Source organism: Novosphingobium sp., from assembly GCF_031417815.1.
Lineage (GTDB): Bacteria > Pseudomonadota > Alphaproteobacteria > Sphingomonadales > Sphingomonadaceae > Novosphingobium.
Window position 1 is genome coordinate 1 of the sequence record NZ_JANOWI010000042.1, and the last position, 13,436, is coordinate 13,436.

Sequence of the window (13,436 nt, forward strand, 5' to 3'; positions counted from 1 at the left end):
CAAGCGGGAGGGGGATCTATAGAAGCCATGCATTTTCATTCGATCACCTTGGGCACGCCGAAGAAACCGTCCTGCCGCGCGGGCGCGTTGGCCAGCACTGCCGCCTGCACCCCGCCATCGGTGACCTTGTCTTCGCGCAGACGCAGGTGGTTTTCGATCACCGCAGTCATCGGCTCGACCCCCGAGACATCGACTTCGCCCAACTGTTCGACCCAGGCGAGGATCGCGCCCAGTTCGGGAACCATCGCCGCGATTTCGGCCTCGTTCACCTTGATGCGGGCCAGCGCCGCGATTTTTGCGACGGTGGCGGTATCAACCGACATTGTGCGTGCCTACCTTCGGGGTTGGTTGGTTACTTCTTGTCCGCGGCCTTGGGCTTTTCGTCCGTGGCCGGAGGAGCAGCTTCGCCGCCTTCGGCTCCGGCTGCGTCAGCTGCGCCTTCCTGCTGCGCCATCATCGCCTGGGCGGCCTGGAAGCGCTGTTCGGCCTGTTCGCGGGTCATCACGTCAACCACTTCGACGTCGAACACCAGATCGGCGTTGGGCGGGATCGGCGATTCGGGCGGCGGGGTAGCGCCATAACCCTTTTCAGCCGGGATCCGCAGCGTGTACTTGCCGCCCTTCTGCATCTTCTGCAGACCTTCCGAGAAGCCCGGAACCACGCCGCTGACCAGCATCGGCACACCTTCGGGCAGCAGGCCCGGAACCGGCAGCAGCGGCTTGTCGGGCGAACGATCGAATTCCTTGCCGTCTGACGCCAGCTTGCCGACATACTTGATGAAGACCACGTCTTCCGGACCAGGATAGGCCCCGCTACCGGCCTTGACGGTGACGACCTTGACCCCCGGCGGCAGCGAAAACCACGCCAGGCCCGCCGCAGCAAGCGCCACGGCCAGCACGCCCGCCCACAGCTTGGTCAGCGTGCCCTTGGCAATTGGTTGAAGCGGTACACGGGTAATTTCGGTCATGCCTGATCCTGTCTGGAAGATATGCAAAAGGGCGCAGGAACTGCCCCCGCGCCCTCATGGCTTAACTCTGCGGCGCGTTCAAGCGGTGGTTGCGCTTATCCAGCCCGCGATCCCGGATCACGTCCGGGACAACGCCCGGGGCATCACTTGACGCCGTCGCGTTCCATCCGCTTGCGCTCCATCTTGCGGGCGCGGCGCACGGCAGCGGCCTTTTCACGGGCGCGCTTTTCGCTGGGCTTTTCGTAGTGACGACGCAGTTTCATCTCGCGGTACACGCCTTCGCGCTGCAGCTTTTTCTTGAGCGCGCGCAGGGCCTGCTCGACATTGTTGTCGCGGACGAGAATTTGCATAAACCGAACCACCTCATAGCAAAGGACCAGAACCCCGCCTCGCATCTGTTCTTTCACAGACGCCCGAAGCGGGGGAATACCCTTTGATTCCAAAAGACCGAATCAAAACGAAGACGTGCCGAATCCCTTGCAGGAACGGCTCGAACCGGCGGGCGGCTAGCACCATGGTATGCGCTTGGCAACCCCGCGGTGCCACATTGCGGCCATTTGCGCCGACATGCAAACTGTCTCGCTGGTGCTGGGCTGCATCGTCGCCGCGCTGGTCTGCGCCACCGCGCCCGGGCCGGCACAGCGCTGACGCCTTGGCCATGGCAATCCGGGATATGAGGCGCTAAGGGCTTGCCGATGAACGCCGGTACATTCCTTTCGCAGTCCGCGCTGGTCGCCATCGGCGGCGCAGCTGGCGCATGGCTGCGCTTTGCGGCGGGGCGCATGGGGGGCTTTGGTGCGTTCCCCTGGGCAACGCTGGGCATCAACATCGCAGGCTCTGTGGCCATGGGCCTGCTGGCCGGATGGCTGGCGCGCTATGGTCAGGGCGGCGAACACTGGCGGCTGCTGCTGGGCGTGGGCCTGCTGGGCGGGTTCACCACCTTCAGCGCGTTCAGCCTTGAACTGGCCCTGATGATCGAACGCGGCACTTTGGCGATGGCGTTTGTCTATGCCGCAGTGTCGGTGCTGGCAGGTGTCGCCGGCCTGTTCGCCGGGCTCGCGCTGATCCGGGTGGCAGCATGAGCGCCGAGGTTCGCCAGTTCACCGTGGGGGCCGATGATGAGGGCGTCCGGCTTGACCGCTGGTTCAAGCGGCACCTGCCGCAGATCGGCTTCGCCACGATCAGCCGCTGGGCCCGCACCGGGCAGATCCGGGTCGATGGCAAACGCGCCGATCCGGCCGACCGGGTGAGCGCCGGCCAGGTTGTGCGGGTGCCGCCGGGCGGCGATCCGGTGGAGCGCGGCCCGCGCGCGCGCAAACCATTGAGCGAAGATCAAAAGCGCCTGGCCGAGGATATGGTGATCCGCACCACCCCGTCCGCGCTGGTGCTCAACAAGCCGCCGGGCCTTGCCACCCAGGGCGGCAGCGGCACGTTCGAACATGTCGACGGGTTGCTCGATGCCTATATCGAAGGAGCCGATGGCCCGCGCCCGCGCCTTGTCCACCGGCTCGACAAGGATACCTCGGGCGTGCTGCTGATCGCCCGCACCGCGGGCAGCGCCGCCGCCTATTCGAAACACTTCGCGGGCCGCAGCGCGCGCAAGATCTATTGGGCGCTGGTGATGGGCGTTCCCGATATCGAACAGGGCGAAATTGATCTGCCGCTGGCCAAGCAGCCCGGCTCCGGCGGCGAAAAGATGATGGTCGACGAAACGGGCGAAGGTCTGACAGCACGAACCCGCTATCGCGTGCTCGACCACGCCGGCAACCGCGCCGCCTGGGTCGAATTGCAGCCGCTGACCGGGCGCACCCACCAGCTGCGCGTGCACCTGGCGGCGATCGGCCATCCGATCGTCGGCGATGGCAAATACGGCGGCAAGGATGCATTCCTGTCAGGCACGATCAGCCGCAAGATGCACCTCCACGCGCGGCGGCTGATCATCCCGGCGCCGGGCGGCGATACAATCGACGTGGTGGCCGATCTGCCCGAACACTTTGCTGCCTCCATGGAAAACCTGGGCTTCGATGAAGCCGATGGCGCGGCGCTGCCGCCTTCGCGCACCCCGCCCGACAAGGGCGTGAAGAAGGCCCAGGCCAAGGCCCACGCCAAGCAATACCGCAAGGAACGCCGCGGCGAACGGCGTGGGCGCGGCCCGGCTGACGATGCGCCGCGCAAGGGCCCGGTGAGGCCCGCCAAACCCGGCAAGCACTGATGCATCCCAACGCAGCCTTCCGCCACGGGGACCGCCCGCTGCTCGAAACGCTGCTCGACGAAGTGAGCTTCGGGATGGTCTTTGCCCAGACCCCGGACGGCCCGCGTGTTGCCCATGTGCCGCTGCTCTATAAAGGTGGGGGCGCAGTGCAGTTCCACCTGGCGCGCGGCAACGCGCTGACCCGGCATCTTGACGGGGCCACCGTGCTGGCGCTGGTAAACGGGCCCGACGGCTATGTCAGCCCGCGCTGGTATCTGGATGGCGGGGCCGAAAACGTGCCGACCTGGAACTATGTCGCGCTGGAAATCGAAGGCCGGGTGCGGCGGATGGACCAGGACGGGCTGATCGGCCAGATCACCGCGCTATCCGCCAAGCACGAAGCCCGCATTGCCAAGGGCAAGCCGTGGACGATGGACAAATTGTCCGAAGCGCGGGCCAACGGCCTGATCAAAAGCATCGCCGGGTTCGAGATTGAAGTGCAAGCCTGGCGCGAAACCCTGAAACTCAGCCAGAACAAGCCGGACGAAGACCGCGCTGCGCTGGCCGACGCGCTCGAGGCTGAAGGCGCAGTGGCCATAGCGCACATGATGCGGAACCTCGCCCCGTGACAGACAGCATGACGTCCCCCCGCCTCGCCCTGTTCGATTGCGATGGCACGCTGGTCGATGGCCAGGCGGGCGTGGTCGACGCGATGGAAAAGGCCTTTGCCGAGCTTGGCCAACCCGCCCCCGACCGGCATCTGGTGCGCCGCATCGTCGGGCTCAGCCTGCCGCAGGCGATCCAGCAGCTGCTGCCCGGTGCGGGCGATGCCGTGCGCAGCGCAATCGACGAAAGTTATCGCCGGATCTTCCGCGCCACGCGCGAGAGCGGCCAACTGGTCGAGCCGCTGTATGACGGGATCGCCGCTCTGGTCGGGCGGCTGTCCGGGCAGGGCTGGGTGCTGGGGGTGGCCACCGGCAAGAGCCAGCGCGGGCTGGAGCACTGCCTGGCCACCCACGGCCTCACCGCGCATTTTACCACGCTGCAAACCGCCGATCACCACCCGTCGAAGCCGCATCCCTCGATGATCGAAGCCGCGCTTGCCGAAACCGGCGCGGCGCGCGAAACCTGCGTGATGATCGGCGATACCCAGTTTGATGTTGCCATGGCGGTGAATGCCGGGGTGCGTGCCATCGGCGTGGATTGGGGCTATCATACCACCCGCGAACTGCTTGAGGCCGGGGCCGAAGCCGTGGCCACCAGCCCCGCCCAGCTTGAGGAAATCCTGTCATGACCGATGAAGCCGATGCCAAGACCCGTCTGTTCATCCTTACCGCGGTGCGCCTTGCCAGCGCGGCGCTGATCGGGGTCGGTATGGCGATCATTGTCGGCAAGATCGACGTTCCGCGTCCTGCCGGGATCGCCTTCGTGATCTTCGGGCTGCTCGAACTGCTGCTGCTGCCGCCGTTCCTGATCCGCAAGTGGAAAACGCCGGGCGGATGAGGCGATTCTGGAAAGAAGCCACCGTCGCCGCGGTCGATGGTGGCTGGCAGGTAGCGCTCGACGGGCGCGGCGTGAAGACGCAAGGCGGCAACCTGCAAGTGGTGCCGGCCAAGGCGCTGGCCGAAGCGCTCGCCGCCGAATGGGCCGCGCAGGGCGATCCGATCAATCCGGCGCAGCTTGTGCTGCGCGATCTGGCCGATTTTGCGATCGACGTCGTCGCGCCCGATCGCCCCGCCGCGCTCGAAACGCTGCTGCGCTACGCTGAAACCGATACCCTGTGCTACCGCGCCGATCCCGATGATGCGCTCCATGCCCGCCAGCAGGAACTTTGGGAGCCGCTCCTCGCCGCCGCCGAAGCACGCTGGGACATCCGCTTTCACCGCATCAGCGGCGTGCTCCACCAGCCGCTCCCGGCTCCCACGCTGGCCCGCCTGTGCCGCGCGCTCGATGCCGAAAATGATTTCACCCTCTCGGCGCTGACCACCATGGCCAGCCTCGCCGCCTCGCTGGTGGTGGCGCTGACGGCGTTGCAAGACGGCGCCGACGCGAACGCGTTGTGGACTGCGGCCGAGCTCGAGGAAGACTGGCAAGCCGAGCTGTGGGGCAAGGACTACGAAGCCGAAGAACGCCGCGCGCGGCGGTTTGCAGCGTTTCGGGCGGCGATGGGGTTTGCGGGGCTGGTTAGGGGTTAGCCGGGCAAAGCCCCGACCTGCCGCAGCCCCTCCCCCAGTGCCAATGCCGCCGCCGAAGCCAGGTTCATTGAGCGGACTTCTGCGCGGATCGGGATGCGCACTTTTGCATCGCATTCCTGTGCCACCGCCGCCGGAACCCCGGCGCTTTCCTTGCCGAACAGCAGGACATCGTCGGGGCGAAAGGTGAAACTGTAGAGCAACGGCTCGGCCTTGGTGGTGAACAACACCAGCCGGCTTTGGCCGAGCGTTTCGCGAAACGCCGCGAAGCCCACATGCCGGACAATCTCAACATGATCGATATAATCCATCGCAGTGCGGCGGACGCGCCTGTCATCCCACTGAAAACCCATCGGTTCGATCAGATCGACCGCAACGCCAAGGCACGCACCGAGTCGCAGCACCGCGCCGACGTTGCCGGCGATTTCGGGTTCGTAGAGGGCGATGCGCATGGACGTTAGCGAGGCTGGTTCAATGTTCGGTCCTCACGGATGCTTTAAGGCAGGCAAGGTCCTCTCCATTTTTGGCGTCGGCCACAAACGGGGAGGTGGCAGCGGCGTCAAGCCGCTGACGGAGGGGCTTCTGGGCTGGCGTCGATACCCCTCCGTCTCGTCCTTTGGACGATCCACCTCCCCATTTGCGCCATTCGGCGAAAATGGAGAGGACCTTTTGGGGTCACCCGCCGAGGATCCACGCCGCCACTTGCCGCGCGACATCATTGGCGGCCTGGTTGAGCGCCGGGCCGACAAATTCAGCCTTGGGCTGGATCCCCGGCACCACGCTTTCAAAGCGCTTCGATTGCACGGTGCCATCGGGCAAGGTGCGCAGCGCATCGAAACGCACCACGACCGAGGTGCTGCGCGCATCATAGCCCATATCGATCAGCTGGCCGGCCAGCCGCACCCCGCCCGCGGCCATCGACTGGCTGTCTTCGAGCACCAGCACGCTGGTCTGCCCGCGCAGCGTTTCGGCCAGCAGGCCGCGCAGCAGCTTGCTGGGCCGTTCGATCCATGCCGCATCGACCAGATAGGCCACACTGGTATCGTCAACCTGCACCGGCACCCGCATTACCGCCAGCTTCTGGCTGGTTTCGGGTTCCATCACCACGATCATGCTGGCCGCGCTGCCTTGCGAGGTGGTGCCCGCAGCGACCGGCTTTTCGGCGGTCAAGGTCAGCAGGAATTTGGGTGGCTTGGCCCCGCCGCCCAGGCTGATGCATCCGGCCAAGGCCAGCGCCAGGCAGGCCGCCGTGATCGATCGGATGGTTGGAGCGCGCATCGCGGTCATTCCCTTCAAGGCTTGTAATCGGGCAGCTTGGGCCCGCCGAGCAGGCCGCTGGCGCCCTGTTCGCTGATCTTTTCGGTGGCATCGCGCAGCGCCTTGGTGGTGGCGCGCAGATCGCGGATCGCGGCTTCGGCTTCGGGCAGGGTCTTGCCGGTGACCCGCTGCGCGGCGGGCCGGGCATCGCCCATCAGCAGATCAAGCTGTTTGGCGGCGCGATCAATCGATTTGATCGACTGGTTGAGGCTGCCGACCATCGGCCGGAAATCCTCGTTCATCATCGCGTTGGACGATGCGGCGACCTGCTGGAATTGGGCGAGCGCCAGTTGCGCCTGCATCAAGGTGCCTTGCAGTTCGATAAAGGTGCGCTGAATTTGCGGCGAGGCCGCGGCCAGCCCGCCGGTCAACTGCTGGGTGTTGGCGAGGATCCCCTCGATCGAGGCCTGGTTCTTGTCCGAAAACAGCACGGTCAGCCGTTCGGTCAGGGTCGCCAGCCGTTCGAGCAGCAAGGGCGCGGAATTGAGCAGCGCGCCCAGCCCGCCTTGCTTGGTCGGGATCACCGGCACGCCTTCGGGGCACAGTGTCTTGGCCTTATCGCCCTTGCAGCTGAGCAGCGGGGCATCCTTGGTGGCGCCCTCCAGCTGGATCGTCGAGATCCCGGTGAAGCTGCCGAGGATCGTGGCGGTGGTGCCGATCCGGATCGCCACGTCGCGGTCGACCGCGATGCGCACATGGACGAAGCCGGGATCGCGCTCCCACAGTTCGATCACCTTGACCTGGCCAACCGGCACGCCCGAAAAATTGACCGCCGACCCTTTGGCCAGACCATCGACCGATTGCTTGAAGAAGATGTCGTATTCATGTTTCGACCCTTCGTTGAGCCGCGCCAGCCAGACGACAAAGAACGCCAGCAGCGCCAGCAAAGCCAGCGTTACCGCGCCTACCCAGACATATCTGGCCTTGGTTTCCATCGCCGCTTATTCCCCTGCTTTCGCCTGCTTGTCCATGGTCGCTTTGCGTTCGCGCGCCACCAGCGACGCCCTGCCCTGGGCTTGCTTTGCGGCGCGGCCGCGCGGGCCGTTGAAATATTCCTGGATCCACGGATGATCGAGCGCCAGCAGTTCAGGGATCGTCCCCACCGCGATCACCCGCTTGTCCGCGATCACCGCCACCCGGTCACAGATTTCATACAGCGTATCGAGATCGTGCGTGATCAGGAACACTGTGTGGCCCAGCGTGTCCTGCAGTTCGCGGGTCAGATCATCAAAGGCGGCGGCGCTGATCGGGTCGAGCCCGGCGGTCGGTTCGTCCAGAAACAGCAGCTCGGGATCGAGCGCCAGCGCGCGGGCAAGTCCGGCCCGCTTCTTCATGCCGCCCGACAGTTCGCTGGGATACTTGTCCGCCGCTTCGGGCGGCAGGCCCGACAGGCGGACCTTGAATTCGGCAATCTCGCGGCGCAGTTCGGGGCCGATTTCGGGGTGGAATTCCTTCAGCGGCACTTCGATGTTTTCCGCCACGGTCAGCGTGGAGAACAACGCGCCGCCCTGGAACAGCACGCCCCAGCGGCTGCGCACATCCAGATCGCCCGCCGCGCGCGGGGTATCCATCCGCTCGCCCAGCACTTCGATCACGCCTTCATCCGGGCTCTGCAGCCCGATGATTGCGCGCATCAGCACCGATTTGCCGGTGCCCGATCCGCCGACCACGCCCAGGATCTCGCCGCGGCGGACCTTGAGATCAAGGTTCTCGTGGATCACGTGCTTGCCGAAAGAGGTCTTCAGCCCCGAGACCTCAATCGGGAATTCCCCGCCGAACTGGACGGCGACAGGCGGCTGGCCTTCGTGCTCGCTCATCCCCAGCCCACTTCGGTGAAAAACACCGCGAAAAAGGCATCGAGCACGATCACCGCGAAGATCGCCTGGACCACCGCAATCGTCGTCTTGAGGCCGACTTCTTCCGAATTGCCGTGGACCCGCATCCCCTGATAGCAGCCCGCCAGCGCGACGATCAGCCCGAACACCGGGCCCTTGAACAGCCCGACCCACAGATCGTGCATCGGCACCACTTCGCGGATCCGGGTGAGGAAAGTGAAGAACGGGATATCGAGCGAGAACATCGAAACGAAGGCCCCGCCGATGATCGCCATCAGCGAGGCATAAAAACCCAGCAACGGCATGATGATCACCGCTGCCAGGATCCGCGGCATCACCAGTGCTTCGATCGGCGCGACGCCAATGGTGCGCATCGCATCGACTTCCTCGGTCAGCTTCATCGTGCCGATCTGCGCGGCAAAACTGGAACCCGACCGGCCGGCGAACATGATTGCGGTCATCAGGATGCCCAGTTCGCGCAACGACAGCCGCCCGGTCAGGTTGACCGTATAGATTTCGGCCCCGAACTGTTTCAGCTGCACCGCGCCCTGCTGGGCAATCACGATCCCGATCAGGAAGCTCATCAGCCCGATGATCGGAATCGCCCCCACCCCGACCAGTTCCATCTGGCGGAACAGCGAAGTCCAGCGCATCTGCCGCGGGTGCAGGATCAGCCGCCCGGTGGCAATCATCAACGCGCCAAGGAAGCCCATCAGATCGCGCACGCCATAGATGTAGGAAATCACATAGCCGCCAACCCCGCCCAGCACTTCTTCGGGCGCAGACTGCTCTTCCTCCGGTTCCACAACCGCTTCAGGATTCTTGTCCTCAACCGCAGCGATCAGACGCAAGGCCTTCTTGCTGGCGCCGGTGATGGTTGCCTGGGTCTCGTAGGCCAGCCGCCACGCCAGCCACGCGCCAACCGTGTCAATCTCGCTAACGCCCGAAAGATCGACCCGATCGACCTGGGACCCCAGCGCGCGCAGCCGCCCGTCGATGGCGCCGACCGAACTGACCACCAACGGCCCGGTCAAGGCAATGACCTGCGTGCCGTCCTGTGCGGTGTCGATTGTGAAGTCAGCCCATTCGCGCATTGCCGGGGGGTGTGGGCGAAAAATGCGGCGCGGGCAAGACTGCGGCTGGCCGCGGGGCAAAGCTTGCCAGTCACCGGCAGCGCTGGCAAAGGCCGGGCGTTATGACCGACAACACGCCAGAACCTACCCTGCCCAAGACTTTCGACCCCGCCGCGATCGAGGCGAAGTGGTATGCCCACTGGGAAATGCACGACCTGTTCCGGCCTGAACGGCCCGATGCCGAGCCTTTCACCATCGTCAACCCGCCGCCTAACGTGACGGGTAGCCTCCACATCGGCCACGCGCTTGATAACACGCTGCAGGACGTGGTGATCCGCTATGAGCGGCTGCGCGGCAAGGACGCGCTGTGGGTGGTCGGCACCGATCACGCCGGGATCGCCACGCAGATGGTGGTCGAACGCCAGCTTGAGGCGAGCCAGGACAAGCGCAGCAATTACACCCGCGATGAATTCGTCGACAAGGTGTGGGAATGGAAGGCGGAAAGCGGCGGGACGATCACCCAGCAGCTGCGCCGGCTGGGCTGCTCGATGGACTGGTCGCGCGAACAATTCACCATGGACCCGCACTTCACCACGGCGGTGGTCAAGGTGTTCGTCGATCTGTTCAACCAAGGCCTGATCTACCGCGACAAACGCCTGGTCAACTGGGACCCCAAGCTCAAGACCGCGATCTCCGATCTTGAGGTGGAAACCCGCGAGGTCAAGGGCAGCTTCTGGCGGTTCCGCTATCCGTTCGCCGATGGCAGCGGCCATGTCGAAGTGGCGACCACCCGGCCCGAGACGATGCTGGCCGACATGTGCGTGGCGGTGAACCCCGAGGATGCGCGTTACAAGGCAGTCATCGGCAAGGACATCCTCCAGCCGCTCACCGGCCGCCTGTTCAAGGTCGTGACCGACGAACACGCCGATCCGGAACTGGGCAGCGGCGTAGTCAAGATCACCCCGGGCCACTATTTCAACGATTTCGACGTGGGCAAACGCGCCGGGATCAAGCCGGCCGAGATGCTCAACATGTTCGATGCCGAGGCGCATGTGGTGCAGACCGCCGATGGGCTGGTGCCGGGTGAATTTGTCGGGCTGGACCGGTTTGCGGCGCGCAAGCTGGTGGTGAGCCGCATGAAGGAACTCGGTTTCCTGATCCCTCACGTCACCAAGGACAAGGACGGCGAAGAGGTTGAGGCCGATGCCGAGCCGCGCACCATCCAGACCCCGTTCGGCGATCGCGGCGGGGTGGAAATCGAACCCTGGCTGACCGACCAGTGGTACGTCAACGCTGCGGAACTGGCCAAGGCCCCGCTTGAAGCGGTGCGCTCGGGCGCGGTCGAGATCGTGCCGAAGAGCTGGGAGAAGACCTTCTTCAACTGGATGGAGAATATCCAGCCGTGGTGTGTTTCACGGCAGCTGTGGTGGGGACACCGGATTCCGGCTTGGTATGGGCCTGAGCGTAAGGGTAACTACGATGTTTACCTGACCCCAGATTCATTCTCGGTCGATCGACCTGCTTTCGTGGCTCAGGATGCCGAAACTGCAATAGCAATTGCTGCGGAGAACTATGGGGTTCTGAGAGAAGATATCTTTGAGGTTGGCCCTCTTGGCGATAATCCAACCGACATAGCTGGCGCTCTAATCTCTCGTGCCGACTTTGAGCTTTTCAAGCTCGGCAAGATACCGTTGTGGCGCGACGAAGACGTCCTCGACACCTGGTTCTCCAGCGCGCTGTGGCCGTTTGCCACGCTGGGCTGGCCGGGCTCTTCCCCCCTCCCGCTTGCGGGAGGGGCCGGGGGTGGGCCAGTCGGCGATCTCGCGCAAGGCGCTGACTCACCCACCCCTAACCCCTCCCGCAGGCGGGAGGGGGATTAGCTGTCCCGCCATTACCCGAACAACCTGCTGATCTCCGGGTTCGACATCCTGTTCTTCTGGGACGCGCGGATGATGATGATGGGCCACGCGCTGACGGGTAAGAACCCGTGGCCGCGGCTGTACCTGCACGGGCTGGTGCGCGCGCCCGATGGCCAGAAGATGTCCAAAAGCAAGGGCAACGTGGTCGATCCGCTGCTGCTGATCGACCGGTTCGGGGCCGATGCGCTGCGCTTTTTCATGGCGGCGATGGAAAGCCAGGGCCGCGACATCAAGATGGATGAGCGCCGGGTCGAAGGCTACCGCAACTTCGCCACCAAGCTGTGGAACGCCGCGCGGTTCTGCCAGGCGAACGGGATTTCGGCTTCCACCAGCCTTGCTGCGCCTGCAGCAAAGTCGGCGGTAAACCGCTGGATTATCGGCGAAGTTGTTGAAACCGTTGCCGCGTTGGATCAGGCGATGGCCGACCTGCGCTTTGATGCGGCGGCGAATGCGATCTACCACTTCGTCTGGGACCAGTTCTGTGATTGGTATCTGGAACTGGCGAAGCCGGTGCTTGCCCCCCTCCCGCTTGCGGGAGGGGTCGGGGGTGGGCCAGACGGCGATGTTGCGCTTGATCCGGACACACCCACCCCTAACCCCTCCCGCAAGCGGGAGGGGGATTTGGCGGACGAAACTCGCGCGGTGGCCGGCTGGGTGCTCGACCAGATCCTGGTGATGCTGCACCCGTTCATGCCGTTCGTGACCGAGGAGTTGTGGAGCAAGCTGGGCGAGCGCACGGGCTATCCGCTGATTACGGCGAAGTGGCCCGAGCCGGATGCGAGCGTTGATGCTGAGGCGAAGGCTGAGGTTGAGTGGCTGATCGGAATTCTCAGCAATGTGAGGTCGATTCGCGCTGAAATTGCCATCGCGCCGGGCCTCAGGATTACAGTCGGAACAGACCATCGAAAGTTGACAGACGACGAGTTCGAAAACCAGAAATCACTTTTTGTGCGCCATGGTCCGATGTTGGCGCGAATAGGCAAGATTGAAATTGTTCAGTTTTTCTACACTGGTACCCGCATCCATCTTGCCACCGGTAGACTCGAAGATCGCACTGAAGATCACTTTACGGTATTTGGCTCAGGGCGCCCCTTCGGAGTTGGCGAGATCGAGTATGTTTTTGGACTCGAGGGATTGATCGACATCGCCGCCGAAAAGGCCCGCCTGACCAAAGCCCTCGAAGCCTCCACCAAGGAAGCCAAGTCGCTCGAAGGCCGCCTGTCCAATGCCGCTTTTGTCGAAAAGGCCAAACCCGAAGCCGTCGAAAAGGCCCGCGCAGATCATGCCATGCATGCGGCCGAGGCCGAGCGGCTGGCAGCGGCGCTGGCGCGGCTGGGGTAGTCGGGATTCGCGCCTGCTTGTTTTCAGCGCTATGATGGGCGGGTCGCGGTACGAAAGGGAATGCCATGAAGACACTGGTCATCGCCGATTTTCCGGCAAAGCAAGGCAAGTTCGGCGAATTGGAAGCTGCCTTGCGCGCCGCTCTGCCCGATACCCGCGCATTCGACGGCTGCCACTCGCTCGAAACGCACCTGCATGCCGAGACTGACACACTCACCCTGGTCGAATATTGGGAATCGCCCGAGCATTATCAGCGGTATCTCGCGTGGCGCGCCGAGAATGGCTTGCCCGAAGCGCTCGACGATCTGCTCGAAGGCGGATTTGCCGCTTTCAAGCCGCGCACCTTCGTCGCAACCGATATCTAGGCTGGCTTGGCTGGGTTAGTACTTCCCCGTGCCTAGGAGGAAGGCGCTGTCCTACACTCTGCAAATCTGCCAAAGCCCCGCGCGTTATGCGTGCATCACATCATCCCTATGGCGGCCCGAGCCGGAATGGCGCGCAAGCCATGGCAGCGGTGGCGGATTTTTATTTTCCCCGCCGTGTGTCATCACCCCAATTCGGGTCGATTTTCGGCACAATTGCGGGCCATTTGCCCTGTTGG

General features: G+C 64.3%; 16 protein-coding genes and 1 pseudogene. 9 read left to right on the forward strand and 8 right to left on the reverse strand.

Annotation, left to right across the window (positions count from 1 at the left end; genetic code table 11):
• Positions 1 to 35: 35 nt before the first annotated feature.
• From gatC to rpsU, 3 genes are all read right to left on the reverse strand, one after another.
• A complete protein-coding gene (gene gatC / locus RMN99_RS10760) occupies positions 36 to 323 on the reverse strand; it encodes an Asp-tRNA(Asn)/Glu-tRNA(Gln) amidotransferase subunit GatC (protein WP_309623321.1) in 288 nt (95 codons plus the stop codon).
• Between the two features lie 29 nt (positions 324 to 352).
• Positions 353 to 967, reverse strand: coding sequence for an FKBP-type peptidyl-prolyl cis-trans isomerase (locus RMN99_RS10765; RefSeq protein ID WP_309623322.1), 615 nt, complete (start codon positions 965 to 967; stop codon positions 353 to 355).
• A 143-nt stretch (positions 968 to 1,110) separates the two neighbouring features.
• Positions 1,111 to 1,317, reverse strand: coding sequence for a 30S ribosomal protein S21 (gene rpsU, locus RMN99_RS10770; protein WP_088310185.1), 207 nt, complete (start codon positions 1,315 to 1,317; stop codon positions 1,111 to 1,113).
• Positions 1,318 to 1,492: 175 nt separating this feature from the next.
• Between rpsU and RMN99_RS10775 the strand changes: the two genes are divergently transcribed.
• Genes RMN99_RS10775 through RMN99_RS10805 form a run of 7 tightly spaced genes read left to right on the forward strand, consistent with a single transcriptional unit; the run spans position 1,493 to position 5,353 of the window.
• On the forward strand, positions 1,493 to 1,615 hold the full coding sequence (locus RMN99_RS10775) for a hypothetical protein (RefSeq protein ID WP_309623323.1): 123 nt from the start codon (positions 1,493 to 1,495) through the stop codon (positions 1,613 to 1,615).
• A gap of 47 nt (positions 1,616 to 1,662) precedes the next feature.
• Positions 1,663 to 2,049, forward strand: a complete 387-nt coding sequence (locus RMN99_RS10780) for a CrcB family protein (RefSeq protein ID WP_309623324.1) — start codon at positions 1,663 to 1,665, stop codon at positions 2,047 to 2,049.
• The gene (locus RMN99_RS10785; RefSeq protein WP_309623325.1) at positions 2,046 to 3,179 is read left to right on the forward strand and encodes an RluA family pseudouridine synthase; all 1,134 of its coding nucleotides are present in this window, start codon (positions 2,046 to 2,048) and stop codon (positions 3,177 to 3,179) included. Before RMN99_RS10780 ends, RMN99_RS10785 begins: the two co-directional genes overlap by 4 nt.
• A complete protein-coding gene (locus RMN99_RS10790) occupies positions 3,179 to 3,787 on the forward strand; it encodes an FMN-binding negative transcriptional regulator (protein ID WP_309623326.1) in 609 nt (202 codons plus the stop codon). The genes RMN99_RS10785 and RMN99_RS10790 overlap by 1 nt, the downstream gene beginning before the upstream one ends.
• An 8-nt stretch (positions 3,788 to 3,795) precedes the next feature.
• Positions 3,796 to 4,452, forward strand: a complete 657-nt coding sequence (locus RMN99_RS10795) for an HAD-IA family hydrolase (RefSeq protein WP_309623327.1) — start codon at positions 3,796 to 3,798, stop codon at positions 4,450 to 4,452.
• Positions 4,449 to 4,661: a hypothetical protein gene (locus RMN99_RS10800; RefSeq protein WP_309623328.1), complete on the forward strand. Its 213-nt coding sequence runs from the start codon at positions 4,449 to 4,451 to the stop codon at positions 4,659 to 4,661. The genes RMN99_RS10795 and RMN99_RS10800 overlap by 4 nt, the downstream gene beginning before the upstream one ends.
• Positions 4,658 to 5,353, forward strand: a complete 696-nt coding sequence (locus tag RMN99_RS10805) for an ATP12 family protein (RefSeq protein WP_309623329.1) — start codon at positions 4,658 to 4,660, stop codon at positions 5,351 to 5,353. Before RMN99_RS10800 ends, RMN99_RS10805 begins: the two co-directional genes overlap by 4 nt.
• Here the strand turns inward: RMN99_RS10805 and RMN99_RS10810 are convergent.
• The 5 genes from RMN99_RS10810 to RMN99_RS10830 all read right to left on the reverse strand — a co-directional run bounded on the left by RMN99_RS10810 (position 5,350) and on the right by RMN99_RS10830 (position 9,596).
• The gene (locus RMN99_RS10810) at positions 5,350 to 5,802 is read right to left on the reverse strand and encodes a tRNA (cytidine(34)-2'-O)-methyltransferase (RefSeq protein ID WP_309623330.1); all 453 of its coding nucleotides are present in this window, start codon (positions 5,800 to 5,802) and stop codon (positions 5,350 to 5,352) included. The genes RMN99_RS10805 and RMN99_RS10810 overlap by 4 nt on opposite strands.
• A gap of 223 nt (positions 5,803 to 6,025) precedes the next feature.
• Positions 6,026 to 6,628: an ABC-type transport auxiliary lipoprotein family protein gene (locus RMN99_RS10815; RefSeq protein WP_309623331.1), complete on the reverse strand. Its 603-nt coding sequence runs from the start codon at positions 6,626 to 6,628 to the stop codon at positions 6,026 to 6,028.
• A gap of 14 nt (positions 6,629 to 6,642) precedes the next feature.
• The gene (locus tag RMN99_RS10820) at positions 6,643 to 7,602 is read right to left on the reverse strand and encodes an MlaD family protein (RefSeq protein ID WP_309623332.1); all 960 of its coding nucleotides are present in this window, start codon (positions 7,600 to 7,602) and stop codon (positions 6,643 to 6,645) included.
• 6 nt (positions 7,603 to 7,608) lie between these two features.
• Positions 7,609 to 8,484, reverse strand: a complete 876-nt coding sequence (locus RMN99_RS10825) for an ABC transporter ATP-binding protein (RefSeq protein WP_309623333.1) — start codon at positions 8,482 to 8,484, stop codon at positions 7,609 to 7,611.
• Entirely contained in the window at positions 8,481 to 9,596 is a 1,116-nt protein-coding gene (locus tag RMN99_RS10830; protein ID WP_309623334.1) for an ABC transporter permease, read from the reverse strand. The genes RMN99_RS10825 and RMN99_RS10830 overlap by 4 nt, the downstream gene beginning before the upstream one ends.
• Positions 9,597 to 9,697: 101 nt before the next feature.
• Here RMN99_RS10830 and RMN99_RS10835 point away from each other — a divergent pair.
• A pseudogene (locus RMN99_RS10835) lies at positions 9,698 to 12,835 on the forward strand (valine--tRNA ligase).
• Between the two features lie 65 nt (positions 12,836 to 12,900).
• Positions 12,901 to 13,200: an antibiotic biosynthesis monooxygenase family protein gene (locus RMN99_RS10840; RefSeq protein ID WP_309623335.1), complete on the forward strand. Its 300-nt coding sequence runs from the start codon at positions 12,901 to 12,903 to the stop codon at positions 13,198 to 13,200.
• The last annotated feature ends 236 nt before the right edge of the window (positions 13,201 to 13,436 follow it).